A 27,000-nucleotide genomic window follows, 5' to 3' on the forward strand; every position below is an offset into this window, starting at 1 on the left:
AGTACGGACGATGAACTGCGCGCTGCTCAGTACGACTTGGGCAGGCCCAGGGTCTGGTGGGAGACGTAGTTGAGGATCATCTCCCGGCTGACGGGCGCGATGCGCGACACGCGCGAGGCGGTGATCAGCGAGGCGATGCCGAACTCGCGGGTGAGGCCGTTGCCGCCGAGGGTGTGCACGGACTGGTCGACGGCCCTGACGCATGCCTCGGCGGCCGCGTACTTGGCCATGTTGGCGGCCTCTCCGGCTCCCGTGTCGTCACCGGCGTCGTACAGGTGGGCCGCTTTCTGCATCATCAGGCGGGCGAGTTCGAGGTCGATGTGCGCCTGGGCGAGCGGGTGGGCGATCGCCTGGTGGGCGCCGATGGGGGTCTCCCAGACGGAGCGTTCGCGCGCGTAGGCGACGGCGCGGGAGAGCGCGTAGCGGCCCATGCCGATCGAGAACGCGGCCGTCATGATGCGTTCCGGGTTGAGCCCGGCGAACAGCTGGAGGAGTCCGGCGTCCTCGTCGCCGACCAGCGCGTCGGCGGGCAGCCGCACGTCGTCGAGGGTCAGCTCGAACTGTTTCTCGGCGGAGCTGAGTTCCATGTCGAGCTGCCGTCGCCGGAAGCCCTCGGCGTCGCGCGGGACGATGAACAGGCAGGGCTTGAGGCGGCCGGTGCGCGCGTCCTCGGTGCGGCCGACGATCAGGGTGGCGTCGGCGATGTCGACGCCGGAGATGAACACCTTGCGGCCGGTCAGCAGCCAGTCGCCGCCGGCCGGGTCGCGGCGGGCGGTGGTGGTGATGCGGTGCGAGTTGGAGCCGGCGTCGGGCTCGGTGATGCCGAACGCCATCCGGCGGGTGCCGTCGGCGAGTCCGGGCAGCCAGGCGCGTTTCTGCTCCGCGGTGCCGAAGCGGGCGATGACGGTGCCGCAGATGGCGGGCGAGACGACCATCATCAGCAGCGGGCAGCCCGCGGCGCCGAGTTCCTCCAGGACGATCGAGAGCTCGGCGATGCCGCCGCCCCCGCCGCCGTACTCCTCGGGCAGGTTGACGCCGAGATAGCCGAGCTTGGCGGCCTCCGCCCACAGTTCGTCGGGGTGGCCGCCCTGCCGGGCGACGTTCGTGACGTACTCGCGGCCGAAGCGGGTGCCGAGTGCCGCGACCGCGGCACGCAGGTCCTTGTGCTCTTGCGGTTCCAGGGTGGCGCTCACTGGTCCTCCTTGTCGGGGGCGGTGCCCGGGGCGTCGTCAGAGGTGTCGTCGGGGGTGTCGTCGCCGGCGTCGACCACGGCCAGGAGTGTGCCGACCTCCACCTGGAGGCCGGGCACGGCGTGCAGGGCGCTGAGGGTGCCGCCGGCGGGTGCGCAGATGCGGTGCTGCATCTTCATCGCCTCCAGCCACAGCAGGGGCTGTCCGGCCTGTACGGCGGCTCCGACGGCCAGTCCGTCGGCGACCTTGACGACGGTGCCGGGCATCGGGGCCAGCAGGGAGCCGGGGGCCTGCTGGGCGGCCGGGTCGGGGAAGCGGGGCAGGGCGGTGAGGGCGGTGGCGCCGACGTACACGCGGTCGCCGCCGTAGCGGGCCACGTCGTAGGTCCGCCGTACGCCGCCGGTCTCCAGGACGACACGCCGTGCGTCGGCGTGCACGACCCGCACCCCGTCGGCGGCCAGACCGCCGCCGCGGGTGTGCCGGTAGGCGACCTCGTGTTCCTCGCCCGCCATCAGGTACCGCTTGGTCTGCGGCGCCGAGGGCACGTTGCGCCAGCCGCCGAAGCGGGAACGGCCGTGCGCGTCGGCGAGGGCGGCGACGAGCGGGGCGTACGGGTCGGCGGCCGGTTCGGTGAGGGCGGCGAGGTGGCGGTCGTAGAAGCCGGTGTCCATGCGGGCGGCGGTGAACTCGGGGTGCCGCAGGGAGCGCACCAGGAGGTCGCGGTTGGTGACCGGGCCGTGCACCTCGGCGCGTTCCAGGGCGGCGGCGAGCCTGCGGACGGCCTCCGCGCGGGTCGGCGCGTGGGCGACGGCCTTGGCGAGCATCGGGTCGTAGTGGACGCCGATGTCGTCGCCGTCGGCGTAGCCGGTGTCCAGACGGATGCCGGGGCCGCCACCAGGACCTTGGTGGCCGGTGCCGGGGAGGGCGAGGCGGTGCAGGGTGCCGGTCTGCGGGGCCCAGCCGCTGCCGGGGTCCTCGGCGTACAGGCGGGCCTCGATCGCGTGCCCGCGCGCGGGGGGCGGCCGTTCGTCCAGCGGGGCGCCCTCCGCGACGGCGAGCTGGAGGGCGACCAGGTCGACGCCGAACACGGCCTCCGTGACGGGGTGCTCGACCTGGAGGCGGGTGTTCATCTCCAGGAAGTGCGCCTTGCCGCCCGCGACCAGGAACTCGACGGTGCCCGCGCCGACGTAGTCGACGGCGCGCGCGGCACGCACCGCGAGCGCGCACAGTTCGGCCTCGAGCGCGTCGGGCAGGCCGGGTGCCGGGGCCTCCTCGACGACCTTCTGGTGGCGGCGCTGGAGGGAGCAGTCGCGGGTGCCGAGCGTCCACACCGTGCCGTGCGTGTCGGCGAGGACCTGCACCTCGACATGGCGGCCGCCCTCGACGTACGGCTCGACGAAGACCTCGCCGTCCCCGAAGGCGCTCGCGGCCTCGGCGCGCGCGGCGGCCAGCGCGTCGTCCAGCTCGCCGAGCCGCCGTACGACGCGCATCCCGCGGCCTCCGCCGCCCGCGGCGGCCTTCACGAGCACCGGCAGGTCGTCCGGTCCGACCTCGCCCAGGGGCGCGATGCCCATGAGTTCCTTGGCGCGGGTCTTGGACGCCATGGCCTCGATCGCCCCGGGCGGCGGCCCGATCCACACCAGGCCGGCGTCGAGGACGGCGCGCGCGAAGCCGGCGTTCTCGGACAGGAAGCCGTAGCCGGGGTGCACGGCGTCGGCACCGGCCGCGGCGGCGGCCTTCACGATCAGCTCGCCGCGCAGATAGGTGTCGGCGGGCGACGCGCCCGGCAGCCGTACGGCGGCGTCGGCCACGCGCGCGTGGAGCGCGTTCTCGTCGGCGTCCGAGTACACGGCGACCGTCCGGATCCCCAGTTCGGCGCAGGTGCGGAAGATCCGGCAGGCGATCTCGCCCCGGTTGGCCACAAGGACTGAAGTGATCACGTGGGGGTCCCTCACATCCGGAAGACGCCGAAGCCGCCGCGCGCGCCCTCGTAGGGCGCGGTGTGCACGGCGGACAGGCACAGGCCGAGGACGGTGCGGGTGTCGCGCGGGTCGATGACGCCGTCGTCGTACAGCCGCCCGGACAGGAACATCGGCAGCGACTCCGCTTCGATCTGCTGCTCCACCATGGCGCGCAGCGCGGTGTCCGCGTCCTCGTCGTAGGGCAGACCCTTCGCGGTGGCGGACTGGCGGGCGACGATCGACAGCACGCCGGCGAGCTGCTGCGGTCCCATGACGGCCGATTTGGCGCTCGGCCAGGCGAACAGGAAACGCGGGTCGTAGGCGCGTCCGCACATGCCGTAGTGCCCGGCGCCGTAGGACGCGCCGATCAGTACGGACAGGTGCGGCACGCGCGAGTTGGACACCGCGTTGATCATCATGGCGCCGTGTTTGACGATGCCGCCCTGTTCGTAGCGGCTGCCGACCATGTAACCGGTGGTGTTGTGCAGGAACAGCAGCGGGATGTCGCGCTGGTTGGCGAGCTGGATGAACTGGGCGGCTTTCTGCGACTCCTCGCTGAACAGCACGCCCTGGGCGTTCGCGAGGATGCCCACCGGGTAGCCGTGCAGGGCGGCCCAGCCGGTCACCAGGCTGGTCCCGTACAGCGGTTTGAACTCGTCGAAGTCGGAGGCGTCGACGATCCGGGCGATCACCTCGCGCGGGTCGAAGGGGGTCTTCAGGTCGCCGGGCACGATGCCGAGGAGTTCCTCCTGGTCGTACTGGGGCGGCTCGGCGGGTGCGGGGTCCGGGTAGGCCTTGCGGTGGTTGAGGCGCGCCACGACACGCCGTGCCTGGCGCAGTGCGTCGAGTTCGTCGACGGCGAAGTGGTCGGCGAGTCCCGACACGCGCGCGTGCATCTCGGCGCCGCCGAGCGACTCGTCGTCGCTCTCCTCGCCGGTGGCCATCTTCACCAGCGGCGGCCCGCCGAGGAACACCTTGGCGCGTTCCTTGACCATGATCGTGTGGTCGGACATGCCGGGCACGTACGCGCCTCCGGCCGTCGAGTTGCCGAAGACGACGGCGACGGTCGGGATCCCGGCGGCCGACAGGCGTGTCAGGTCCCGGAAGATCGCGCCGCCCGGGATGAAGATCTCCTTCTGGGAGGGCAGGTCGGCGCCGCCGGACTCGACGAGGCTGACGACGGGCAGCCGGTTGGCGAGGGCGATGTCGTTGGCGCGCAGGGCCTTCTTCAGGGTCCACGGGTTGGTGGCGCCGCCGCGCACGGTGGGGTCGTTGGCGGTGATCAGACATTCGACGCCCTCGACGACACCGATACCGGTGACCATGGACGCGCCGACGGTGTGGTCGCTGCCCCAGGCGGCCAGCGGCGAGAGTTCCAGGAACGGCGTGTCGGGGTCGAGCAGCAGCTCGACGCGTTCGCGTGCGAGCAGCTTCCCGCGCGCGCGGTGCCGCTGCACGTACTTGTCGCCGCCGCCGGCGAGGGCCTTGGCGTGTTCGGCGTCCAGGGCGTCGAGCTTGGCGAGCATGGTGTCGCGGTGTGTGCGGTAGTCGGCGCCGCCGGTGTCGAGGGCGGTGGGCAGGACGGTCACAGGAGGGCCTCCGGGATGTCCAGGTGGCGGGAGCGCAGCCATTCGCCGAGAGCCTTGGCCTGCGGGTCGAAACGGTGCTGGGAGGCGACTCCGGCGCCGAGGACGCCCTCGACGACGAAGTTCAGCGCGCGCAGGTCGGGCAGCACGTGGCGGACGACGGTGAGGGGCGCGGTCTCGGGCAGCAGTTCCTGGAACCGCTCGGCGGTCAGCTCGTGCACCAGCCACCGCCACGCCGCCTCGCCGCGGGCCCACACGCCGACGTTGGCGTCGCCGCCCTTGTCACCGCTGCGGGCCCCGGCGACGAGGCCGAGGGGGGCGCGGCGGGTGGGACCGGCGGGGGTGAGGGGCTCGGGCAGGGGTGGCTGTCCGGCGTCCTGGAGGGCGCGGGTGTGGCGCGGGGGGCAGACGACGACACGCCGGCCGTCGGGCAGGACGGCGGTGTGCTCGACGGCGTCCTGCGGCACGTGGGCGGCCTCGAACACGCCGTAGGGCGCGCCTTTCCCGGGCGGGGCGAGCACGTTGAACCCGGGGTAGCTGGCGAGGGCGAGTTCGACGGCGGCGCCGCTCAGCGCCCGTCCGACGGCTTCCTGGGACGGGTCGCGCACGACGAGCCGGAGCAGGGCGCTGGCGGTCTCCTCGGTGCCCGCGTCGGGCCGGTCGGTGCGGACGAGGTCCCAGCGGATCTCGGCGGGGCGGGCCTTCGCGCGCGTGAGGGCGTCGTCCATCTGCGCGCGGACCAGGCCGGCCTTGTCCTCGATGTCGAGGCCGGTGAGCACGAAGACGACCTCGTTGCGGAACCCGCCGAGTCTGTTGAGCCCGACCTTGAGGGTGGGCGGCGGTGCCTCGCCGCGTGCCCCGGAGATCCGCACCCGGTCGGGTCCGGCCTGGGTGAGCCGTACGGTGTCGAGGCGGGCGGTGACGTCGGGTCCCGCGTACCGGGCGCCGCCGGTCTCGTAGAGCAGCTGCGCGGTGACGGTGCCGGTGTCGACGAAGCCGCCGGTGCCGGGGTGCTTGGTGATGACGCAGCTGCCGTCCGCGTGCAGCTCGGCGAGCGGGAACCCGGGCCGCCGTACGTCGCCGTCCCGGAAGAAGGCGTAGTTCCCGCCGGTGGCCTGCGTGCCGCATTCGAGGACGTGTCCGGCGACGACGGCCCCGGCGAGCCGGTCGTGGTCCCCGGGCTGCCATCCGAAGTGGGCGGCGGCGGGCCCGGTGACCAGGGCGGCGTCGGTGACCCGCCCGGTGACGACGACATCGGCCCCGGCGCGCAGGCACTCGGCGATGCCGAAGCCGCCGAGGTAGGCGTGGGCGGCGAGGCTGCCGGGATACCGGGCGGTGAGGTCGTCGCCCTCGACGTGGGCGACCCGCGCGGGGATGCCCAGCCGGTCCGCGAGCTGCCGGACGGCACCGGCGAGTCCCGCCGGGTTCAGTCCGCCCGCGTTGGTCACGATCTTCACCCCGCGCGCGTGGGCGAGCCCGAGGGTCTCCTCCAGCTGCCGCAGGAAGGTGCGGGCGTATCCGGCGGAGGGGTCCTTGAGGCGGTCCCGGCCGAGGATGAGCATGGTCAGCTCGGCGAGGTAGTCACCGGTGAGGACGTCGAGGGGGCCGTCGGTGAGCATCTCGCGGAGGGCGTCGAAACGGTCGCCGTAGAAGCCGGAGGCGTTGCCGATGCGGAGGGTCACCGGCGTGCCTCCGCCGGGGGACGGGCGATCGGACGGCCTGCGCCACCGGGGTGCGGGGTCATCGGGCGTCCTCCTGCGCGGAAGGGGACTCCGGCTGCGCGGGGCGGCCGGGTCCGGGCGGTCCGGCGAAGGCCTGGGCGATGTCGAGCCACCGGTCGGCGTCGGGGCCGGTGGCGGTGAGAGAGAGGTCGGCGCGGTGGGCGCGCTGGGTGACGAGGAGGCAGAAGTCGAGGGCGGTCCCGGTGATCCGCTGGTCGGCGTCCTCGGGCCCGTAGGTCCAGAGCTCCTCGCCGTCCGGGGCCCGGAGCTCGACGCGGAAGGCTGCCTCGGGCACGGGCAGTCCCCGTACCCCGAAGGCGAAGTCCCGGGTCCGCACGCCGAGCCGCGCGATGTGCCGGAGGCGGGCGGTGGGTTCCCGGACCGCGCCGACCGCCTCGGCGATGTCGAGGCCGTGCGCCCAGGTCTCCATCAGGCGGGCGGTGGCCATGGAGGCGGCGGCCATGGGCGGCCCGTACCAGGGGAACCTGGCTCCGTCCGGTGCCCGGCGCAGGGCCAGGTCGAGTGCGGTCCGCCCGTCCCGCCACCCGGCGAGCAGCTCGGGGACGGGCAGGCGGGAGCCCTCTTCGGCTCCGCCGTCCACGAAGGTGGCGGGGGCGGCGAGGGCCTTCTCCACCATCACGCGGAAGCCGTCCTCGTCGGTGACGGCGAGCAGCGCCGAGCGGTCGGTCCAGGCAAGGTGCGCGATCTGGTGAGCGACGGTCCACCCGTCCGCGGGAGTGGGCAGTGCCCACTGCGCCACGTCCAGCCCGGCCACGAGCCGGTCGAGTTCCTCGCTCTCCGCACGCAGATCATCGATCACGGGCGTCGGGTCAGCCATGGGGGGAGCATGGCAGCGGGGGTAGAAACAATCAAGCACGCTTGCATGAATTAGTTATCCACAGGGCCTCATCCGTGTGCGTGCGATCGATTACTCTGTGTGACAGTTGATGGCGAAGGCGACGGAGACGGCGGGGCCGGCGGGAGGCAGCACGATGAGTGACGAAGTCAGTACCGGTGCCGGTGCCGGTATCGGCGTTGGTATCGGCGTCGGCGTCAGGGCACGTCCGGCACGGGCGGCTTCGCACGGCCGCGGCCCACCTGGGTGCGTACCGCTCCCATGCTGGCCGCGATCACCAGGGCGATCGCGACGGCCTGGACCGCGGACAGGGACTGGCTCAGGACCAGGAAGCCGGCCGTCGCCGCGATCGCCGGTTCCAGGCTCATCAGGATCGCGAAGGTGGAGGCGGGCAGGCGGCGCAGGGCCAGGAGTTCCAGGGTGTACGGGAGGACGGAGGAGAGGATCGCCACGCCCGCGCCGAGAGCGACGGTCACGGGGTCGAGGAGCCGGGTGCCGGACTCCGCGACGCCCAGCGGCAGGAAGGACAGCGCCGCCACGCCCATCGCCAGCGCCAGGCCGTCCGCCTGCGGGAAACGGCGGCCGGTGCGCGCGCTGAACATGATGTACCCCGCCCACATCGCACCCGCCGCGAGGGCGAAGGCGACTCCGGCCGGCTCCAGGCCGCCGAAGCCTCCGCCGCTCAGCAGGAAGACACCGCCCAGGGCCAGCGCGGCCCACAACGCGTTCACGGCACGACGGGAGGCCAGCACGGAGAGAGCCAGAGGACCCAGCACCTCCAGCGTCACCGCCGGGCCCAGCGGGATACGGGCCACGGACTGGTAGAACAGGCCGTTCATCGCCGCCATGGTGACGCCGAAGGCGATCACCGTCCCCCAGTCCGCGCGCGAGTGGCCGCGCATCCGCGGACGGCAGACCAGCAGCATGACCAGCGCCGCCACCACGAGCCGCAGCGTCACCACACCCAGCGCACCGGCCCTCGGTATCAGCGTCACCGCCAGTGCGGCGCCGAACTGCACCGAGACGCCGCCCGCAAGCACCAGACCGACGGGGCCGAGCGAGCCCCGGCGGCTCGGGGACTCCGGGACGGGAACAGCGGCGGCGGAAGCGGCTGCGGCGGAAGCGGAGGTGCTGGGGGTACTCACGGGCGGTCCACGGGGTTCGGCTCTGGATGCGGATGCGGAGGTGATGCGGGCGCTGACGCCGACACCGCCATGCGTTCAGCTTGATGAACTGTCCGGTCCAGGGTAATGGACTCCGCGCGGCCTGTGAATTCTTTATGCCGCTCGCCTCACACCCCGGGCCACGGCGGCAGCGGGACCTCGTCGCGGAAGAGGGGGCGGCCGTCGGGAAAGAGGGGGGAAGGGGAGGAGGGGGAGGGGGCGGGGGCCCCGTAGGGATCCTGGGCGGCGTACGCCGACTCGTACGCCGGCTGGTACAACGGCTGCGGAGGAGCGTGGGACTGGTCGTAGGCAGGTTCGTACGGTGCCTCGTACGCGTACGGCACCCACGGCTGCTGCTGGGGCTGCTGGAGCAGTTGCGCCTCGGCCTGCTGCCACTCCCGCTCCTGCCGCTGCTCACCCTCCCGCTCGCGTTCCCGCTCGCCGGGTTCCACGAACAGCGGCAGCCGGAGTTCGCCGGTGTCCATGATCGCGTTGTTCTGCGAGCGGTGCAGACGGGCGTAGGCCCCGCCCCGCGCCAGCAGTTCCTCGTGGCGGCCGGTCTCGACGATGTGGCCGCGGTCCACGACGAGGATGCGGTCGGCGTCGGGCGCGAGGTTGAGGTCGTGGGTGATCATGATGGTGGTACGGCCGGTCATCAGCCGGCGCAGCGGTTTGACCACCCGCCGCGCGGCCATCGAGTCGAGGCCGGTCGTCGGTTCGTCCAGGACGAGTACCGGCGCGTCCCGCAGGATCGCGCGGGCGATGGCGAGGCGCTGGAGCTGGCCGCCGGAGAGGCGGGCGGAGTTGGGGTCGACCCGGGTGTCGTAGCCGTCGGGCAGCCGGCGGATGAAGTCGTGTGCGTCGGCCGCCCTGGCCGCCTCCAGGATCGCCTGTTCACTGGCGCCGGGCCGTCCGCAGGCGATGTTGGCGCGGACGGTGTCGTGCAGGACGAGTGTCTCCTGCGGGAGCAGGGTGACGTACTCGCGCAGGCGGGCGAGCGGCAGGTCGCGCAGGGGGACGCCGTCCAGGAGGAGTTCGCCGGTGTCGGGGTCGTAGAAGCGGAGGAGGAGTTTGGAGACGGTGGACTTGCCCGCGCCGCTCGGGCCCGTGATGATCACCAGTTCGCCGGGGCTGACGGTGAAGGAGAGATCCTTCAGGGCCGCCTTGTCGGTGCCCGGATAGTGGAAGGTGACGTCCCGTACCTCGACCGTGCCGTCCGGGCGGCCGGTGTCGGAGGCGTGCCGGGGGTCGGCGACCGACGGCCGGACGTCGAGGATCTCGATGAGCCGCTCGGCGCCCGCGGTGGCCGCCGTGACGGTGAGCCCGAGCTGGGCCAGGCCCTGGACGGGCGGGTAGAGGTAGCCGAGGAACGCGGCGAAGGCGAGGAGCTGGCCGAGGGTCATCCGGCCCGAGGAGATCTCCCAGGCCCCGATGCCGATGACCGCGAGCACGCACACCGTCTCGATGACGGCGACGAGCTGCTCGTAGGCCTCGTTGAGGCGGGTGGAGCGGACCGAGGCGCGGAACCAGGCGGTCGCCTCCTCGTGCAGCCGCCGCTTCTCCGCGTCCCGGCGGTCGTAGGCCTGGGTGAGGACGATGTTGCCGAGCGATTCCTCCACCACGGAGGTGATCGCGCCGTCGGCGACCCGGCCCTCGCGGGAGACATCCTTGATGGAGCCGGAGAACCGGCGGGCGGCCAGCCAGTAGAGCGGGGCGAGGACGAAGGTCGCGGCGGCCAGGTCCCAGCGCAGCCAGAAGGCGGCGGCCGCGTAGAAGACGGCGCTGAAGCCGGCGGAGGCCGCGCCGACGAGCCCGGACACCACCATCGTCTCGATGGCCTCGACGTCACCGGTCAGCCGGGACAGCAGATCGCCCTGGCGGTGGCGTTGGAAGAAGTGCGGCGGCATCCGCTGCACATGGTCGAAGACGTGCTCGCGCAGCCGCATCACGAAGCGCTCGGTGATCCACGCGGCCAGCGAGTTGCCGGCGTACGCGACGACGGCGCCGACGATCGCGATGCCGAGCCACTTCAGCGCGGGGCTCCAGAACGCGCCGAGCGAGCCTTTCTGGAGGGCGTGGTCGGTGAGGTCGCTGAAGAGGAGGATCGACTCGGTCTCGGCGACCGCGGCGAGCACCGTGCACACCCAGACCAGCACCAGCCGGCCGCGCAGTCCCCGGGTCAGCGGCCAGAAACGGCGGAAGGCGGTACGGGCGGGGATGGTGGGGGCGTCCTCGAAGTCGTCGTCCGGCTCGTCCTCGCCCTTGCCCTCCCCCTCGTCGACGGCATCGTCATCGCGGTCGAGGTCGCGTCCGTGGGCACGGTATTCAGGGGTATGCCGCATTACGGGAACCCCTCCTCCCTGTTTGCAGCTGCATGACGACGCAGGAAGAACATCCGCATCGACACGTCACCGAATATCAGGATCAATAAGCCGTCGAATTCTTCGGGCCTTGAACCGCCGCACAGGTGAAAGGGGGTCGACGGTGCACCATCGACCCCCTTTCTCACCACAGAAGCAGCTGAATCAGTGGAATCAGTTGCCGTGACCGGGCAGCGGCTTGGGCAGCGGCTTCGCCTCGTGCTTCTTCTTGGGCTTCGGCTTCGGCGGCGGGGGGAGCTGCTTCGACTTGGGCTTCGGGGGCAGCGGGGCCAGCTTCTTGAAGCTCATTCCGACTCCTCGGGATTGCGCTGTGCTTGGGAAGTTCGGGAATTCCGCGTCCGGATCCCGACATCGAGAAACTTACACGCCGCACACCCCACGGAACGGCAAAATCGGCTTGCTCACGGCATAGAGGTGCTGTGAATACCTTGGCGCCCGCTGAGTTCGCCCGCGCAACCTGAGAGTGGTCTTATAAACCTGAGAGGCAGCTTATGGAAGGTAGGAGAACCCTTTGCGCCGGGACGCTCCGGGGCCGACCGGCCCAGTCGTTCGGTCCGGTGTACGAGACTCCGTCTCAGGGCATGGACAACGTTTCGCCCGGGTTTCGCGCACCCGATAATCTCCCCTCGTGGCTGAGATCCAGATTCCCTCTGACATCAAGCCCGCGGACGGTCGTTTCGGCGCGGGTCCCTCCAAGGTGCGGACGGAGGCGCTGGACGCCCTGGCCGCGACCGGCACCTCTCTGCTCGGCACCTCTCATCGACAGGCTCCGGTCAAGAACCTCGTCGGCAAGGTTCGCGAAGGCATCTCCGAGCTGTTCTCGCTGCCCGAGGGCTACGAGGTCATCCTCGGCAACGGCGGCTCGACCGCCTTCTGGGACATCGCGACCCACGGCCTGATCGAGAACAAGTCGCTGCACCTCACGTTCGGCGAGTTCTCCTCCAAGTTCGCGAAGGCGTCCAAGCTGGCCCCGTGGCTGGCCGAGCCGGTCCTCGTCTCCTCCGACCCGGGTACGCACCCGGAGCCGCGGGCCGAGGCGGGCGCCGACGTGTACGCGTTCACGCACAACGAGACGTCCACCGGTGTCGCCATGCCCATCAAGCGGGTGGCCGGCGCCGACGAGGGCGCACTGGTGCTCGTGGACGCGACGAGCGGCGCGGGCGGCCTGCCGGTCGACATCGCCGAGACCGACGTCTACTACTTCGCCCCGCAGAAGTCCTTCGCCTCCGACGGCGGCCTGTGGATCGGCGTGTTCTCCCCGGCCGCGATCGAGCGCGCCGAGCGGATCCACGCGTCCGGCCGGCACATCCCGGAGTTCTTCAGCCTGCCGACGGCGATCGACAACTCCCGCAAGAACCAGACGTACAACACCCCCGCGCTCGCGACCCTCTTCCTGCTGAACGAGCAGTTGGAGTGGATCAACGGCCAGGGCGGCCTCGCCTGGTCCACGGGCCGCACCAAGGACTCCTCGACCCGGCTCTACAGCTGGGCGGAGGAGTCCAAGTACGCGACGCCGTTCGTCACCGACCCGGCGAAGCGTTCGCAGGTCGTCGGCACGGTCGACTTCTCGGACGAGATCGATGCCGCCGCCGTGGCCAAGGTGCTGCGCGCCAACGGCGTCGTGGACACCGAGCCGTACCGCAAGCTCGGCCGCAACCAGCTGCGCGTCGCCATGTTCCCGGCGGTCGACCCGGCGGACGTCGAAGCCCTGACGAAGTGCGTCGACTACGCCATCGAGCGCCTCTGACCGCTCCCGTCACAACAACGAAGGGCGCCCGGTACCGCACCGGGCGCCCTTCGCGCGTCCGAGGTCAAGATCCGGCAGCAGTGGAGCGGCCCCCCGCACGGGTCGTCACCGGTGGGCCATGAGGCCGTCCAGCGTGAGGTCGAGCAGGCGCTCCGCCTGTTGTCGGTGCTCAGCCCCCGCCGAGGTGAGGGCTATGCCTTCCAGGGCGGCGCCGATGTCGGTGGGCCGGATGTCGGTGCGGATCAGTCCGGCGACCGTGCAGGCCTCCATGAGCGAGGTGATGGCGGCCTGGATCATCTCCCGGCTGTGACCGTAGGGATTGCCGCCCGACGCGGCGAGGGCGCGCAGGGCGTCGATCATGCCGTACTTGGCGGTGGCGTAGTCCAGGAACAGGCGTGTCCAGCCGCGCAGGGCCTCGTCGGGCGAGTGGCGGGCGAGCAGGGCGGGGACGGCGTCACACAACTGGGCCACCTCGTGGCGGTAGACCGCCTCGACCAGGGTCTCCCGGGTGGGGAAGTTGCGGTACAGGGTCGCGCTGCCCACCCCCGCCTCCTTGGCGATGCGCTCCATCTGCGCGTCCAGCCCCTCCGTCGTGAACACACGCGCGGCAGCCGCGAGGATCTTCTCCCTGTTGCGCCGGGCGTCAGCGCGCAGCGGACGGTGCGCTTCGTCGGCCATCGGTCTCGTCACCCCTTCCCGGAGACATCCCGGATTGCTAAACGGGGACACCCCCACTTACCCTCACCCAAGTGGGGGATCCCCCACTTTACTCGTCGGTCAACGTGCTGACCGGCGTACACCCCCCTCGGAGGAAACCCGATCATGTCGAGAATCCAGGGCAAGGTCATCGCGATCACGGGTGCCAGCAGCGGCATCGGCGAAGCCGCCGCGGCCCACCTCGCCGAGAAGGGTGCCCGGCTCGTGCTCGGCGCCCGGCGCGCGGACCGGCTGGGCGCCGTCGTGGACGGCATCACGGCGAAGGGCGGGACCGCCACCGGCGTCATCGTCGACGTCCGGCACCGCGAGGACCTGCGGCGCCTGACGGACACGGCCCTCGATCGGTTCGGCCGACTCGACGTCCTGATCTCCAACGCCGGCACGATGGCGGTCTCCCCCTTCGACGAGCTGCGCCAGGACGACTGGGACGCCATGGTCTCCACCCACATCACCGGCCTGCTCAACGGCATCGGGGCAGCCCTTCCCGTCTTCCGCCGACAGCGCTCCGGCCACTTCGTCAACGTCGCCTCCACCGCGGCCTACGTGGTCAAAGCCCCGCAGGGCGTCTACGCGGCCACCAAGACGGCGGTGAAGGTGCTCACCGAGGGCCTACGCCAGGAATCAGGACCCGACCTGCGCGTGACCCTCGTATCGCCCGGCTTCACCCATACCGAGGGCATCGGCAAGGGAGCCGGCCCCGAGGTCGCGGCAGCGATGACCCGGCAGCGCGACGAGATCGCCATGCCGCCCTCCGCCGTCGCCTCCGCCATCGGTTACGCGATCGAGCAGCCCGACGGCATCGACATCAGCGAGATCGTCGTCCGACCCACCGTGCAGGCCTGACGACACCGCCACCTATCCGAACTGCCGCAGGAACGCCCGCCATCCCTCACGGGAGACGGTGAGCAGCGAGCCGTCGCGCCGCTTGCCGTCACGGACGGCTCGGCCGCCGGCGCTTGTGGGGGCGACCTCTACGCAGTTGCCCTGCTGTCCGGAGTACGAAGACTTCAAGAAGGGTCCCGCAACCTCAGTCACCATCGGGCTTCCTAGATGCTCCGCAGTATGTCCCGGATGAGCCTCGCGCTCGCTTCCGACGCCAACGCCGCCGATCGTAGTTGGTCATACATATTGGCGTAAGCGGTCAGGTCTTCCGGAGCCTCAAGGACCGATGTACCCCGCAGGTTCTCCAAGGTCACTGCCTCGACCACCGGCTCGGAATCGAAGCTGAAGGAGGAGAAGGCGGAAGTCGAAGCCGCCAGCGCTCCGGCGCCGAACGGCAGAACCTGCACGGTGACGTTCTTCCTCTTTCCGGCTTCGAGGATCGCGGCCAGTTGCTGCCGATGAGTATCGACACCGACCAGCGGGTGCACGACGACCGCCTCCCAGAGGATGGCGGTGTATGACGCCCCGCCCTCCGCGATCTTGGCCTGCCGCCCTTGCCGCACCCTCACCAACTGGTCGATCGCATCTGGAGCCACGTAATCGGGCCCCTCCTCGATGACCGCGCCGGCATACGCCGCGGTTTGCAGGAGCCCGGGGACAAGCACCGGTTGCCACTCGCGGATGTACGTCGCGTCATCCTCCAACGCGATGTGATCGAGGTAGTCCGGCCGTAGATGCGCCGCATGCTCCAGCCACCAGCCGCGCCGGTTGGACTGCTTGGCCAACGCCTCCAGCTTTCCGCGGACTTCGGGGTCGTCGACCCCGTACGCCTTCAGCATCGCCCGGATCTCGATGGGCCGGGCAGTGACATGCCCGGTCTCGATCCGGCTGACCCTGGTCTGATGTGCCGCGATCACCTCGGCCGCCTGCGGCTGGTCGAGCTTGGCCGCCAGCCGGTACCGCCTGAGCGCGGAGCCAAGTCGCCTGCTGCGCACGGTCGGTCGTCCACCTGCGGGCATCGCACCCCCTCTCTCGCGAGCCACTGTAGAGCAAGGTACATACTGCACATATGTGCTACAGCATGTATGCGACCTAGCTTATTGCTGATGTCCAGCTTGCGACCCTAACCTCAGCCATGTCGCCATCGAACGACACATTGACGGCATGTCAGGAGGTAGTACGGCCCATGCCCGCGACCGAGACCATCCGCATCCCCAAACACCGAAGGCACGTGCCGATCGCCCGTCAGCAGGTCCGCAAGGCCCTCGCGGACTGGGGGATCACGGATCAACTCGCCGACAGCGTGACCCTTTCGGCGAACGAACTCGTCACCAACGCCGTGACCCACTGTCGGGTCTCCTACGCCCAGGTCGAGATCAGACTGACGCTCCACGGACCGGAGTTGGTCCTGGAGGTCGCGGACCCGGACCGGGACGGACTCCCCCTGCTCCACCACTCCGACCCGGACGAGGAGAGCGGACGCGGCTTGTCGCTCGTGGCGGCACTGTCCGACTCCTGGGGCCACCACCAGGAGCCGTACGCGAAGTGCGTGTGGGCCCGCTTCACACTCACGGAACCCGAGAAGGCCCACGTTCCAACTGGTCCGTGAAGCGGTCACCAACGCGATCCGGGGCCGTCCGGTGCCCCTTGCGCGGTGCGACCACCACCGCCCGCCACCGTCAGCCGCTTCTCCGCACGACTCACCGACAGCCGGGAAGACGGTCGCCGGTCAGAGTGTGCCGCCGGGCCCATGCGCCGATGGCGTCGGCGATGGCCCGGGGTCGGTCCTCGGGTGCGTGATGGCCGGCCGGTCCGCAGTGCCGGGTCTCGAGCGCGGCGATGTTCGCCGCGCACCACTCGGCCATCGCTGTGCCGATCAGCAGGGTGGGTGAGGAGTCGAAGGTGAGGAGCAGCTTGGGGACCCCATTGCTGTCGGCCAGCCACTCGACGTACCGCTCGACCCGTTCGGTGACGTCGGCCGGCTCCCCGTCCAGCGGTAGCGAGCGTGCCCATTCCAGCATCGGGCGGCGGCTTTCCCGAGTGGGATACGGCGCCCGGTAGGCCTGCATGTCCGCCTCGCCGACCGGGTTCAGCACGCCGCCGGTGAAGGCCGACTCCAGGAAGGCGTTCCGGTCCAGTACCAGGGTCTCGCCCCGGGGACCGCGTACGGACTCGGCCCGCGAGCGCGGTCCGTCGCCCAGTTCGTTCCAGGACATCGGCCGGACGATGGTCTCGAAGAAGGCCGTGCCGCGGATCCGGTCAGGGTGGCGGGCCGCCCAATCGAACGCGAGTGCGCCGCCCCAGTCATGACCGACGAGCACCACCTCATCCAGGCCCAGCCGGTCGAACCAGGCGTCCAGGTAGCGGGCGTGGTCGGCAAACCGGTACGGCACGTCGGGCTTGCCGGAGCGGCCCATGCCGATCAGGTCCGGGGCAAGCAGGCGGGCGGGTAAGTCGATTTCGGGCAGCGTCTTTCGCCACAGGTGGGATGAGCTGGGGTTGCCGTGCAGAAAGACGAAGGGGGTGCCGCTGCCGGCCTCCTCGTAGAACATCGTCGAGTCCAGCACGTTCGCCACCGGCATGACGGCCTCCAAAACGTTCGTCACACTAACGTCTTCTTGCCGGGCAGCGTATGTTGTTAGTGTGACTAACACAAGGGATACGGGCATGAGTGACCGCACGCCAGACTCGTCCCGCCCGGCCGACCGGCAGGCCACCGCCGCACGGCTGCGGAACCTGCGGACCCGGCTTCTGTCTCTGGCCGCGATCCAGTCGGATCGCCTGGTGAACGAGAAACTCGTCCGGGCGGGCGCCCGCAAGTGGCATTACGCGGCGCTCGCCACGCTGGACGAGTTCGGACCCGCGAGCCAGGCGGAACTGGTCTCCCGCACCGGGATCTACCGCAGCGACATGGTCGCGGTCATCAACGAGCTGGCCGACCGCGGACTGCTGGAACGCTCACCGAACCCCACAGACCGCCGGCAGAACATCATCACCCTCACCCGGCAGGGCCATCGGCACCTGCTGGAGCTGGACGAACTGCTGGCCGAGGCGGAGAACGAGGTGCTTGCACCGCTCACGCCGCCGGAACGTGAGCAGTTGGGCCGCCTCCTCGCCGCCCTTGTGCACCACCACGGCCACGACATGTGAACAAGCCGCGCACCTCCACCCGCATCGAGCGCGGGCACGGACCCGACCATGAACGTCCCTGCGTGCGCGTGAAGCAGGGCAAACCAAACAGGCCGACAATCGGGCGAATTGCCTCGTATGAGTGAACAGCCCCGAAAACGTGCCGTCACTCATCGGATCCACGTACACACTGTGCGTGCGGCCTGATCACTCCAACGCCGCACCACAGACAAGTCAGCCCCCGCGACGGACGGCAACCCTTCGCGAGGGCCTGAACCACCAATGGAAACGAGACTTCCACCGTGATTTACCGGCACCATATCGCGCCCCCGCGCGCCTACACGCAGTTCTCGCACGACATCATCCGGCACCCCCGCCTCTCCTCCGACGCGGCCCGCCTCCTCACCTGGCAGCTCTCCCTCCCCCGGGAAGCCCGCGAACCCCTCTCCCGCACGGCCGAACGCGCCCGCATCGGCGGCAGCGCCTTCACCCGCGCCAAACGGCAACTCAAGGACGAGGGCTTCGTCCACGAACGCCGCCTCCAGGGCCCCGGCGGCCACTGGATCACCCAGCAACTCGTCTCCAGCATCCCGCTGAGCCCCGGCGAAGCCGCCAAACTCCTCGCCCGGATGCCCGTAGGCCCCGTGAGCCCCGCAGGCACGGCCCCCGAGCCCGCCCCCGTCCGGGTATCACCCCAGCTCACACCGAGTGACGGCAATCCGACCGTCGGCGACCCGACCCCTCCGCTGTCCGACGGTCATCCATTGCAAGACTCTGAGGGAAACACCTCCCACCAACCCCCCAACCCCCCGCAGCCGCAACCGGATCCGCAACCGCACCAGGCACCGGAACCGGCACAGGAACCGGCGCAGGACCAGGCACCGGCCACGGCCCACCCCCTCCCCCTCCTCGACCAGGCCGCCGCCCTCACCTCCGCCTACCCCCACCTCTCCCCCGACCTCCGCCGCATCCCCCGCCCCATGCACGCCGAACTCACCCGTCTCACCGCCGACTGGCTCGCCGCAGGCCACACCCCCGCCGACATCCGCCTCCACATCCTCCGCAGCCTCCCCGACGACGGCACCCCCGTCCACCGCCCCGGAGGCTTCCTCCGCCACCTCCTCCGCGACATCCCACCCACCCCCGAGCCCACTCCCGAACCCACACCGGAACCGGCCCCCACCCCCCTCGGCGGCGGCCTCTCCGCCCGCCTCACCGGCACCCGCGAATGCGAGGGCGACCACGCCCGGGCCACCCTCTTCCGCCCCACCGGAGAGGAGGTCCTGTGCCCCGAATGCGCCGCCGCCCGCACCGGGCTCCCGGCGTGAGCGCATCGCCCCTGGTCACATTCGGCTCCCGCCGGGGACTTCTCAGCGAACCGGAGGGGGACACACAGCGGTACCGTCCTCGCGCCCTGCTGCACACAGAGGTGGGCGGTGAGGTGGTCCCCGTGTACTTCTCCGACGACCTCGAACCCGTGGTCAGGCGGGCGCGGCGGCGCGACCGGGTGGAGGTGACCGGCGAGATCACGGAGAACGCGCAAGGACAGATCCTGCGGATGCGGGCGACCGAGATCGAAGTGCTTCCGACGGAGCCCCGACTGCCGGACGATGAGCTGGCGGCGGGATTCTGGCCGGACATGACCGGCGGTCAGGACGCCGTGGACTACGTGGAGGCCCTGCGTGGGGCAGGCTGACCGTCCTGGTGCGGTGTACTCGGACGCCCGCCCCTTCGTCGGTACGGCGCGGGTCGCCCGGCGAGTACCGCCGGGCGACCCGCGCCGTGGGCAAGCCCAGCGATCACGTCGCCGCGCAGCTCACGCTCGGTGTTCCCCCGCCGCCGGGCGCCCCGCCGAAGCCGAAGCTCGCCGAACCGCCTGCCGGAACCGTGCCGTTGTGGGCCGCGTTCACTGCGGTGACCGTGGCTCCGGTCTGGGTGTACGTCGCGTTCCACATGTTCGTGACCTGCTGCGCGCCGGGCCAGGTCCACGTCACCTTCCAGGAACTGAGCGCCGTGGTGCCGGTGTTGGTGACCGTGACGTCTGCGTTGAAGCCGCTGCCCCAGTCGCTGCTGACGGTGTACGCGGCGGTGCAGGCCGCCGTGCCGCCGCCTCCCGAGCCCCCGCCGGAGCCGCCGCCGCCCGAGCCGGTGGCCGGGAAGGCCGGTGCCTTGATGCTCGCCAGGTAGCCGTCCTTCACCGTGTCCACGGTGGTCCAGTCGTCCTTCAGGATCCCGCCCGTGTCACCGGAGTTGGGGTTCCACGACCAGAACGTCCACTGGAACGAGTCGGCGCCGCTCGTCGCCGTCGGGCCCAGGTAACTCACCAGCGCCGTCAGCCACTTCTGGTCGACCGTCGACTGGAGGGTCGTACCGAACTCGCCCACCCACACCGGTGCGATGTTCTGCTTGAAGAGGTAGCCCCAGTACTTGTCCCAGACACCGGGCATGTTCGCGGGGAACGTCGGGTCGCTGAACCAGCTCTGCTGGGCCACGCTGGTGGCGTAGTCGTGGGCGGAGTACACCACCCGGTTCGCCACGTCGAGGCGGACGGGGTACTGGGCCACGCCCATCAGGTTGCCGCCCCACCAGCCGGAGACGCCGTCCACGGTCTGCACGCCCTCGACGAACACCAGCAGCTTCGGGTTGACGGACAGGACCGCGTCGCCGCCCCGCTCGGCGGCCAGCCGCCAGTCCTTCGTCGTGTCGCCGCAGCCCCAGCAGGCCGGATCGTGCGGCTCGTTGTGCAGGTCGATGCCGATGACCGTGGAGTCACCGGAGTAACGCGTCGCCAGCGCCTTGAGGTTGGTGATCCAGGTCGACTCGGGGACCGCCGCGGTGTACCAGAGCGCCGACTGCCCCGCCGAGTCCGGGCGGTGCCGGTCGAGGATGACCCTCATACCGCTCTGGCCGGCGTAGGCCACGATCTTGTCGAGGACCTGGAGCGAGGTCAGCCCCTGTAGGTCGGCGTTCATGCCGCTGGAGAAGTTGATGCTGTCCGGCATGGTGCCGGACTTGAGGATGTCGTCGCTGTACGGGAGCCGGAGAGTGTTGTAGCCCAGCGAGCGCATCTGGTCGATCATGCTCTTGTAGTCGCGGCTCCACAGGCCGTGGGGGACGTGGTTGGTGGTCTCGAACCCGAACCAGTTGATGCCGGCGATCCGGACCGGCTGCCCGGCCTCGTCCAGGATCCTGCGCCCGCTGGTGTGCCAGTAACCGGCACCGGCGGCATCGGCGGCTTTCACGGTCCCGGTGCCGGTACCGGCCGCCTGGGCCGTCTGCGCACCGGCGGCCCCCAGCGGTAACAGGAGCGCGGCCGCCACCGCGCACAGCCCTCTTCGCAAGCTGCGGAACATGTCGCTGTGTCCTCTCCGGAGGCGCGGACCGGAACCACGGTGGGAGCGCTCCCACTTCCCGCGCTCCCCCCAGGAAACTGACACAACATGACCACGTCAATACCTCCGGCGGTTCAGCGCCTCCGGAACAGCCTCCGGGAGCCGAAGAGGACGGCGGCGACGGCTGCCAGGGCGAACGCCCCCACCTTGACGCTCCCGCTCATCCCCGACACGCCACCGGCCCCCTTCGACGAGGCCGAGGCGCCGCCGCCGGAGGACGAGGATCCCCCAGAGCCTCCGGGCGCGTCCTCCGCCTGCACGGGGCTGTCGGTGCCCTCGCTGCCGTACATGAGCTTGGTGCCGTCGGCGGAATAGCTGACGGACTCCCCCTGCCCCTGGAGCGGCACGTCCAGGCGCTGCTTCCGCTTGATCGCTCCGCCGTTCCAGTCGTACAGGATGCCGCCGAAGTACCCGCGTACGGCCAGTTGTCCGCCGTCGGGCGAGAACGCGGCGTCCGTGGCCCAGAGGTCGACGGCCGCGACGGGCTTGAAGATGTTCGTACCGGAGGCGGTGAGTTCGGCGGGCCCCTCGTACAAGTGCCCCCCGTCCTCCTTCTTGTCGATGATGTAGACGCGCCCCGTTTTGGGCTGGACGGCCAACGACTCCGCGTTCCGGGCCCCGTTCGAGTACTTCACGATGTACTGCGTGGCCCGCACGGTCTGGTTCACGAGCTTCTTCGGCTCGGGCAGCTTGTAGATCCAGACGTAGGGCCAGGTGCCGTCGAGGTTGTCGCCGATGTCACCCACGTAGATCTCGTTGCCGGGCCCGATGGAGATGGCCTCCACGTCCCGGGGCCTGCCGATGCCGCTGAGCGTGACGGTCGCGACGGTCTTCCCGGTGGAGCTGTCGACGGCGTAGAGGTACGGGCCGTCGTCGCTGTCGTTGTGCGTCCAGTAGATCCCGGGGTGGAGGTGCGAGGCGGCGAGTCCACTGGACTCCTTGATCCGCGGATCCTTGATGGTGAACCCCTCGTCGCCGGTCGCGGCGGAGGCGGGCAGGGCGAACGCGCCCACGAGGAGACCGGCGGCGAGGAACGCGAGGGATCGGCGCATGCCCCCAGCCTGCCATCCCGGGCCGTGCGGCCGGCGCGCGGTGGCCGCGCCGCAGGCGCGAGTTCCCCGGCGGCCACGCGCGTCGCGCGCGACGCGCTCTCCCGGACCGGGGAGGAGAGGCTCCGCCAAGACACAGAGTCCGCCAAGACACAGGGTCCGCCAAAACGAGACGGCCTGCCAAGACACCACGATCACCACGGCGGCGACACCAAGTTGAACGAGGAACTTTCCGGTTGAATCGCGAAATCCGCTCCCCCGCCGACGACTTGACGACGACTTGCCGCCCCGCCCCGAACGGCAGAAACTGTAGAAAATGACGCAGATCCCACCATGGTCCGGATCTGCGCCGCCCCGATGAGTACGAGCAAAGGGGCTGAGCCGGTGGAGAACACACTGCGCATCCTCCTCACCGAAGAGGACGCGGATCCCGAACGCATCGCGGAGCTGACCGGCTACCTGCGCGAGGAGCTGCTCGATCTCGACGTGGACGACGTCACGGCGCCGCCCGGCGGGGAGGTCCCGCCCGGGGCGCGGGCCGTGGACCCCACGGACATCGGTGCCCTGCTGGTGGCCCTGGGACACTCGGCGAACATGCTGAGCCAGGTGATGACCGTCATCCGGTCGTGGCTGGGGCGACGTCACGAGGCACATGAATCACAGGTTTCTTTGCACCTGCAGATGGGCGACGACATCCTGGAGGTGCACAAGGCGACCGACGACCAGGTGTCGGAGGCGTTCAACATGTTCGTCCGGCGCCATTCCTCCGCCGGAGCCGAGGCATGACGGATTCCAGACACGCGCTGATCATCGCCAACGACCGGTACACCGACCCGGGGCTCAAGAAACTCAGAGCGCCCGCCCAGGACGCCGCGGCCCTCGAGAGAGTGCTGCACGACCCCCAGATCGGCGATTTCGAGGTGGAGGTCGTGCACAACGCGTCGGCCGACCTCATGCGCAGGCGCATCCAGGGCTTCTTCAACGAACGCAAACGCGCCGATACGCTCCTGTTGCACTTCTCCTGCCACGGCATCAAGGGCGAGTCCGGCGAACTGTACTTCGCCGCGAGCGACACCGAGCCCCCGCTGCTGGCCGCCACCGCCGTCGCCTCCCAGTTCGTGCGCAGCTGCATGTCCACCACCCGGGCGGGCCGCACCGTCCTGTTCCTCGACTGCTGCTACGGCGGCGCCTTCTCCCGGGGTTCGTCCTCCGTGCGCGCTTCCGGAGACGTCAACGTCCTGGAGTCGTTCGCGAAGGACGAGCCGGTCAGTGGACGGGGCTGGGCCGTCATCACCGCGTCCGACTCCATGGAGTACGCCTTCGAGGGCGACCAGCTCGCCGAGAACGCCGCGCGGCCTTCGGTGTTCACGCACGCGGTGGTCGAGGGCCTGGAGACCGGCGAAGCCGACCTCGACGCGGACGGGCATGTCTCCCTCGATGACATGTACGAGTACGTCTACCAGCACGTCCGGGAGCAGAACCCCCATCAGACGCCGAAGAAGGCGGCGGAACTCCAGGGAGAGCTGCACCTCGCGCACAGCCGGCGTGGCCGCATCAAGATCGCCGCCGTCGCCTCGCCGCCCCCCATCCAGGCGGCCATGAACAGCGGCGACTTCCTCAGACAGCAGGGCGCCGTGACGGAGTTGCACAAGCGACTGCGGCGTACGGAACTGCCCGTGGCCGAAGGAGCGCGTCAGCACCTGGAGGAGGTCGCGCGCGACGACGTCCAGCAGATCGCCGACCAGGCCTCCGCCGCGCTGAGCGAGATCCGCCTGGCACCGTCCCCGGACCACCTGGACTTCGGCCTGGTACCGAGGGGCTCGCCCTCCCGGAGGCAGTCCGTGACCCTGCACGGTCCGCCCCTGGCCCGTCACTGCGTGGCCCAGCCCACGCGGTCGTGGCTACGGGTCGATCCGACCGGCAACGGCCTGGAGGTCTACGTCGACACGACCACCGAGGGGCATCTGTCCGGCGACATCGCCCTGAAGGGCGTGGCCGACGAGTCGGTGATCCACGTGAAGGCAGTGGTGGGCCCGGCGCACGAGCCCGACACCGGACCGCCGAACGGCTCCACAGGGTCGGAGCCCGCAGCGGGCGGCGGGCCGGACACGGTGGTCGTCGGGCTCCCGCCCAAGACACCGCCCCCGGCCAAGACATCACCTCCGGCCAAGACATCGCCTCCGGCCAAGACATCGCCCCCGGCCAAGACATCGCCTCCGGCCAAGACATCGCCCCCGTCCAAAACACCGTCCGTGTCCGGGACGCCGTCCCTGTCCCGACGCGCTCTCGTCCTCGGCGGTGCCGCACTCGCCCTCTCCGTGACGGCGGTCGTCACGCTCCTGGCGTCCGTCGGGGCGGCGGTTGCGGCCGTCCTGGAACGGAGCCACCAGGGAAAGAAAGGAAGCATCGCGGACGACATCCACCAGCACGGAGCACTCTCCCTGATCACGGTGTGTCTGATAACCGGTGCGGTGGCGCTGGTCGCCGCCGTGTTCGCCCGGCACGATCTCGAAGCGCGCCGGGAGCACTACACGAGACAGGCGGCGAGCGGAACGCGCACACTGGCGTCGGTCGCGAAGGGGCTGGCGATCCCGGCACTGACCGTGGCCGTTCTCCTGGGCATCACCTACCTGGTGGGCAGTCCCAAGTGGTGAAGCCGTGGCGGGCCTCACACGCACCGCGTACCCCGGGGAACACGCCGATCGTCCATCATGTGCGAGTGCTCAGGTTGATGCCCGTCGGCGACTCGATGACCATCGGCAGTGCGGGGGAACACACCTGGCGCTACCGCATGTGGCAGCACCTCGACCGCACCTGTGGCGGCCCGGTCACGCTGGTGGGTCCGCGCGAGACGCTGTACGACAAACAGGCCGACGCGCCGGTGTCGTACGCCTACGCCGAACCGGACTTCCCGCGCGGCCATCTGGCCGGCTGGGGCGAGGGCTGGCTGCACATGGCCCCGCTGATCGCCGACGCGGTCCGCGGCACCCGGGCGGACGTCCTCCTGGTCGCCCTGGGCCTGATCGACCTGGGCTTCTACACGAACGCCGAGCAGACGGCCGACAACGTCCGGAAGTTCATCGCCGAGGCCCGCACCGCCAACCCGCGCGTCGCGATGGCCCTGCTCCCGGTCATCCCCAACGTCCGCGCCCTGACGGACCCTCTGTTCGCCGAACAGGTCACCCTCTTCAACGACCTCCTGGCGAAGACGGCCGTGGACCTGGACACCGACCGCTCCCCCCTCCTCCTCGCCCCGCTGCCACCCGCCTACGACACGGACCTCGACACCTACGACGGCACCCACCCCAACCCCCACGGCGAACACAGGATCGCGGCCACCTTCGCCGACACCCTGCACGAGGGCTGGGGCCTGGGCGAGGAGTACCGCTTCTGACCGTGCGGCGGGACGAACGGTCCGGGCGGCCGGAGCCCGTGCCCGTCGTCCTCGCGCGGAACCGCCCCCGGCCCACGCTTGCCTAGAGCGCGCTCCACGTCGTTGGCTTGGTGGTCATGGAGTACACGCAGCTCGGACGTACGGGACTCACGGTCAGCCGGCTGGTTCTCGGGACCATGAACTTCGGTCCGCAGACCGATGAGTCGGACAGTCATACGATCATGGACGCGGCGCTCGGCGCCGGGATCAACCTCTTCGACACGGCCAATGTGTACGGGTGGGGCGAGAACAAGGGCCACACCGAGACGATCATCGGGAACTGGTTCGCCAAGGGCGGTGACCGGCGGGACAAGGTGGTCCTCGCCACCAAGGTGTACGCCAACATGGCCGCCGGCGACCCCGCCTGGCCCAACCACGACAAGCTCTCCGCGCTGAACATCCGGCGGGCCGTGGACGCCAGCCTCAAGCGGTTGCAGACCGATCACATCGATCTGTACCAGTTCCACCACGTCGACCGGAGCACCCCCTTCGAGGAGATCTGGCAGGCCGTCGACACCCTGGTCCAGCAGGGGAAGATCCTCTACGTCGGCTCCTCCAACTTCCCCGGCTACAAGATCGCCCAGGCCAACGAGATAGCCGGCCGGCGTGGCGGCACCATCGGGCTGGTCAGCGAGCAGTGCCTCTACAACCTCGCCGAGCGGCGCGCCGAGATGGAGGTCGTCCCGGCCGCGCAGGAGTACGGCCTCGGTGTCATCCCCTGGTCGCCGCTGCACGGCGGGCTGCTGGGCGGCGTCCTCAAGAAGGAGGCCAAGGTGGGCCGGCGGTCGAGCGGACGGGCCGCCGACGCGCTCGCCGATCCCGCCGTCCGCGCGCAGATCCAGGCGTACGAGGATCTGCTGGACAAGCACGGGCTGGAGCCCGGCGAGACCGCGCTGGCCTGGCTGCTCACCCGGCCCGGCGTGACCGGGCCCATCGTCGGCCCGCGCACCGCCGGGCAGCTCGAGTCCGCGCTGCGGGCCGTCGAGCTGAAGCTGGGCGAGGAGCTTCTCGCCTCCCTCGACGAGATCTTCCCCGGGCCGGGACCGTCCCCGGAGGCCTTCGCCTGGTGATCGTGTGATCGCGGTGGCGGCGGCTCGGGCGGGTGCCTACCTGCCCAGCGCCGCCGCCAGTGCCACCACCACGAACATCAGTACGAGCGCACCGGCCATGATCCGGTTCCGGGTTTTCGGGTCCACGCCGTCGAGCCTAACCGGAACGGCCCAGCGGCCAGCGGGCGACCGGTTCGTAGCGGGGCTGCTCGCCCGGAATGCCCGACTTCGGGAGGTTGCTGCGGACCAGGGCCAGTTCCGCGACCGTCCAGGGGCGGCTCTCGAACTTCGCCAGCAGCGCGGTGTACGGCCTCGCGTCCACCGGGTCCTTCCTGCTGCGGGCCAGCGTCAGGTGGGGCCGGTAGGCACGGTGCTCCGTCATCGGGAGACCCGCTCTGCGGGCCGCCGCCTGCGCGCGCTCGGCCAGCAGACCCAGGGTGGCCGTCTCGCCCGCCGCTCCCGTCCACACCGTGCTGCCGTGGCCGAACTGGCCACCGCCCCGCAGCGTCAGCGTGAACGGCTCCGTGTGCCGCGCCGCGCGCTCCAGGCGTGCCGACAGGTCCGGCACGACGGCCTCGTCGACCTCGCCGTAGAAGGCCAGCGTGAAGTGCCAGCCGGGGCGTCCCGTCCAGCGCAGGGCGTCCGCACCCGGCAGCTTCCTCAGCTCGGCCACCTCCGCGGCCAGGTCGTGCGTGATGTGCGCGGGCGGCAGCACGGCGGCGAAGAGTCTCATGCCCGGCAGTC

At 70.8% G+C, this 27,000-nt stretch carries 25 protein-coding genes; 10 read left to right on the top strand and 15 right to left on the bottom strand.

The window, feature by feature from the left end; all coding sequences use genetic code 11:
* Nucleotides 1-26 precede the first annotated feature (26 nt).
* The 8 genes from ABZ862_RS19515 to ABZ862_RS19550 all read right to left on the bottom strand — a co-directional run bounded on the left by ABZ862_RS19515 (nt 27) and on the right by ABZ862_RS19550 (nt 11,146).
* A complete protein-coding gene (locus tag ABZ862_RS19515) occupies nt 27-1,193 on the bottom strand; it encodes an acyl-CoA dehydrogenase family protein (RefSeq protein WP_360959640.1) in 1,167 nt (388 codons plus the stop codon).
* Nucleotides 1,190-3,130 (bottom strand): biotin carboxylase N-terminal domain-containing protein, encoded by a 1,941-nt coding sequence (locus ABZ862_RS19520; RefSeq protein WP_360959642.1) that lies wholly within the window; start codon nt 3,128-3,130, stop codon nt 1,190-1,192. Before ABZ862_RS19520 ends, ABZ862_RS19515 begins: the two co-directional genes overlap by 4 nt.
* 11 nt (nt 3,131-3,141) lie before the next feature.
* Nucleotides 3,142-4,740 carry a carboxyl transferase domain-containing protein gene (locus ABZ862_RS19525; RefSeq protein ID WP_360959644.1) on the bottom strand — a complete coding sequence of 533 codons (1,599 nt, stop codon included), beginning with the start codon at nt 4,738-4,740 and terminating at the stop codon, nt 3,142-3,144.
* On the bottom strand, nt 4,737-6,419 hold the full coding sequence (locus ABZ862_RS19530; protein WP_360959646.1) for an acyclic terpene utilization AtuA family protein: 1,683 nt from the start codon (nt 6,417-6,419) through the stop codon (nt 4,737-4,739). The genes ABZ862_RS19525 and ABZ862_RS19530 overlap by 4 nt, the downstream gene beginning before the upstream one ends.
* 58 nt (nt 6,420-6,477) lie before the next feature.
* A complete protein-coding gene (locus ABZ862_RS19535; RefSeq protein WP_360959647.1) occupies nt 6,478-7,296 on the bottom strand; it encodes a TIGR03084 family metal-binding protein in 819 nt (272 codons plus the stop codon).
* A 215-nt stretch (nt 7,297-7,511) separates the two neighbouring features.
* Nucleotides 7,512-8,459, bottom strand: coding sequence for an EamA family transporter (locus ABZ862_RS19540; RefSeq protein WP_360959649.1), 948 nt, complete (start codon nt 8,457-8,459; stop codon nt 7,512-7,514).
* Nucleotides 8,460-8,605: 146 nt separating this feature from the next.
* Nucleotides 8,606-10,819, bottom strand: coding sequence for an ABC transporter ATP-binding protein (locus ABZ862_RS19545; protein ID WP_360959651.1), 2,214 nt, complete (start codon nt 10,817-10,819; stop codon nt 8,606-8,608).
* Nucleotides 10,820-11,011: 192 nt separating this feature from the next.
* Complete coding sequence (locus ABZ862_RS19550; protein ID WP_360959653.1) at nt 11,012-11,146, bottom strand: hypothetical protein; 135 nt, start codon at nt 11,144-11,146, stop codon at nt 11,012-11,014.
* 340 nt (nt 11,147-11,486) lie between these two features.
* On the opposite strand from ABZ862_RS19550, the gene serC reads away from it, so the two are divergent.
* The gene (gene serC / locus ABZ862_RS19555) at nt 11,487-12,605 is read left to right on the top strand and encodes a phosphoserine transaminase (protein WP_360959655.1); all 1,119 of its coding nucleotides are present in this window, start codon (nt 11,487-11,489) and stop codon (nt 12,603-12,605) included.
* A gap of 105 nt (nt 12,606-12,710) precedes the next feature.
* Here the strand turns inward: serC and ABZ862_RS19560 are convergent, their stop codons facing one another.
* The gene (locus tag ABZ862_RS19560) at nt 12,711-13,283 is read right to left on the bottom strand and encodes a helix-turn-helix domain-containing protein (protein ID WP_360959657.1); all 573 of its coding nucleotides are present in this window, start codon (nt 13,281-13,283) and stop codon (nt 12,711-12,713) included.
* A gap of 144 nt (nt 13,284-13,427) precedes the next feature.
* Here ABZ862_RS19560 and ABZ862_RS19565 point away from each other — a divergent pair, with 144 nt between their 5' ends.
* The gene (locus tag ABZ862_RS19565) at nt 13,428-14,165 is read left to right on the top strand and encodes an SDR family oxidoreductase (RefSeq protein ID WP_360959659.1); all 738 of its coding nucleotides are present in this window, start codon (nt 13,428-13,430) and stop codon (nt 14,163-14,165) included.
* 12 nt (nt 14,166-14,177) lie between these two features.
* Here the strand turns inward: ABZ862_RS19565 and ABZ862_RS19570 are convergent, their stop codons facing one another.
* Both ABZ862_RS19570 and ABZ862_RS19575 read right to left on the bottom strand, forming a co-directional pair.
* The gene (locus ABZ862_RS19570; protein WP_360959834.1) at nt 14,178-14,357 is read right to left on the bottom strand and encodes a DUF397 domain-containing protein; all 180 of its coding nucleotides are present in this window, start codon (nt 14,355-14,357) and stop codon (nt 14,178-14,180) included.
* Between the two features lie 11 nt (nt 14,358-14,368).
* Nucleotides 14,369-15,223: a helix-turn-helix transcriptional regulator gene (locus ABZ862_RS19575; RefSeq protein WP_360959661.1), complete on the bottom strand. Its 855-nt coding sequence runs from the start codon at nt 15,221-15,223 to the stop codon at nt 14,369-14,371.
* 167 nt (nt 15,224-15,390) lie between these two features.
* Between ABZ862_RS19575 and ABZ862_RS19580 the strand changes: the two genes are divergently transcribed.
* Nucleotides 15,391-15,813, top strand: coding sequence for an ATP-binding protein (locus ABZ862_RS19580; RefSeq protein ID WP_360959663.1), 423 nt, complete (start codon nt 15,391-15,393; stop codon nt 15,811-15,813).
* Nucleotides 15,814-15,904: 91 nt separating this feature from the next.
* Here ABZ862_RS19580 and ABZ862_RS19585 read toward each other — a convergent pair whose 3' ends face one another.
* Nucleotides 15,905-16,786: a haloalkane dehalogenase gene (locus ABZ862_RS19585; protein ID WP_360959665.1), complete on the bottom strand. Its 882-nt coding sequence runs from the start codon at nt 16,784-16,786 to the stop codon at nt 15,905-15,907.
* Nucleotides 16,787-16,871: 85 nt separating this feature from the next.
* Here ABZ862_RS19585 and ABZ862_RS19590 point away from each other — a divergent pair, with 85 nt between their 5' ends.
* The 3 genes from ABZ862_RS19590 (at nt 16,872) to ABZ862_RS19600 (ending at nt 19,029) form a co-directional block, all read left to right on the top strand.
* On the top strand, nt 16,872-17,354 hold the full coding sequence (locus ABZ862_RS19590) for a MarR family transcriptional regulator (protein WP_360959667.1): 483 nt from the start codon (nt 16,872-16,874) through the stop codon (nt 17,352-17,354).
* Nucleotides 17,355-17,635: 281 nt separating this feature from the next.
* The gene (locus ABZ862_RS19595; RefSeq protein ID WP_360959669.1) at nt 17,636-18,661 is read left to right on the top strand and encodes a hypothetical protein; all 1,026 of its coding nucleotides are present in this window, start codon (nt 17,636-17,638) and stop codon (nt 18,659-18,661) included.
* The gene (locus ABZ862_RS19600; protein WP_360959671.1) at nt 18,658-19,029 is read left to right on the top strand and encodes a hypothetical protein; all 372 of its coding nucleotides are present in this window, start codon (nt 18,658-18,660) and stop codon (nt 19,027-19,029) included. The genes ABZ862_RS19595 and ABZ862_RS19600 overlap by 4 nt, the downstream gene beginning before the upstream one ends.
* A gap of 103 nt (nt 19,030-19,132) precedes the next feature.
* On the opposite strand, the gene ABZ862_RS19605 is transcribed toward ABZ862_RS19600, so the two are convergent.
* Together ABZ862_RS19605 and ABZ862_RS19610 are read right to left on the bottom strand one after the other, a co-directional pair.
* Complete coding sequence (locus tag ABZ862_RS19605) at nt 19,133-20,686, bottom strand: cellulase family glycosylhydrolase (RefSeq protein ID WP_360959672.1); 1,554 nt, start codon at nt 20,684-20,686, stop codon at nt 19,133-19,135.
* A gap of 113 nt (nt 20,687-20,799) precedes the next feature.
* Nucleotides 20,800-21,777 carry a WD40 repeat domain-containing protein gene (locus tag ABZ862_RS19610; protein WP_360959674.1) on the bottom strand — a complete coding sequence of 326 codons (978 nt, stop codon included), beginning with the start codon at nt 21,775-21,777 and terminating at the stop codon, nt 20,800-20,802.
* A gap of 381 nt (nt 21,778-22,158) precedes the next feature.
* On the opposite strand from ABZ862_RS19610, the gene ABZ862_RS19615 reads away from it, so the two are divergent.
* The 4 genes from ABZ862_RS19615 to ABZ862_RS19630 all read left to right on the top strand — a co-directional run bounded on the left by ABZ862_RS19615 (nt 22,159) and on the right by ABZ862_RS19630 (nt 26,277).
* A complete protein-coding gene (locus tag ABZ862_RS19615; RefSeq protein WP_360959676.1) occupies nt 22,159-22,560 on the top strand; it encodes a hypothetical protein in 402 nt (133 codons plus the stop codon).
* The gene (locus ABZ862_RS19620; protein WP_360959678.1) at nt 22,557-24,428 is read left to right on the top strand and encodes a caspase family protein; all 1,872 of its coding nucleotides are present in this window, start codon (nt 22,557-22,559) and stop codon (nt 24,426-24,428) included. Before ABZ862_RS19615 ends, ABZ862_RS19620 begins: the two co-directional genes overlap by 4 nt.
* 65 nt (nt 24,429-24,493) lie before the next feature.
* Nucleotides 24,494-25,168 (top strand): GDSL-type esterase/lipase family protein, encoded by a 675-nt coding sequence (locus ABZ862_RS19625; RefSeq protein WP_360959680.1) that lies wholly within the window; start codon nt 24,494-24,496, stop codon nt 25,166-25,168.
* A gap of 116 nt (nt 25,169-25,284) precedes the next feature.
* Nucleotides 25,285-26,277 carry an aldo/keto reductase gene (locus ABZ862_RS19630; protein WP_360959682.1) on the top strand — a complete coding sequence of 331 codons (993 nt, stop codon included), beginning with the start codon at nt 25,285-25,287 and terminating at the stop codon, nt 26,275-26,277.
* A 136-nt stretch (nt 26,278-26,413) separates the two neighbouring features.
* Here the strand turns inward: ABZ862_RS19630 and thpR are convergent, their stop codons facing one another.
* Nucleotides 26,414-26,989: an RNA 2',3'-cyclic phosphodiesterase gene (thpR, locus tag ABZ862_RS19635; RefSeq protein ID WP_360959684.1), complete on the bottom strand. Its 576-nt coding sequence runs from the start codon at nt 26,987-26,989 to the stop codon at nt 26,414-26,416.
* Nucleotides 26,990-27,000 lie beyond the last annotated feature (11 nt).

The sequence above is a fragment of the Streptomyces sp. NPDC047000 genome, from assembly GCF_040644295.1.
In the GTDB taxonomy this organism is placed as follows: domain Bacteria; phylum Actinomycetota; class Actinomycetes; order Streptomycetales; family Streptomycetaceae; genus Streptomyces.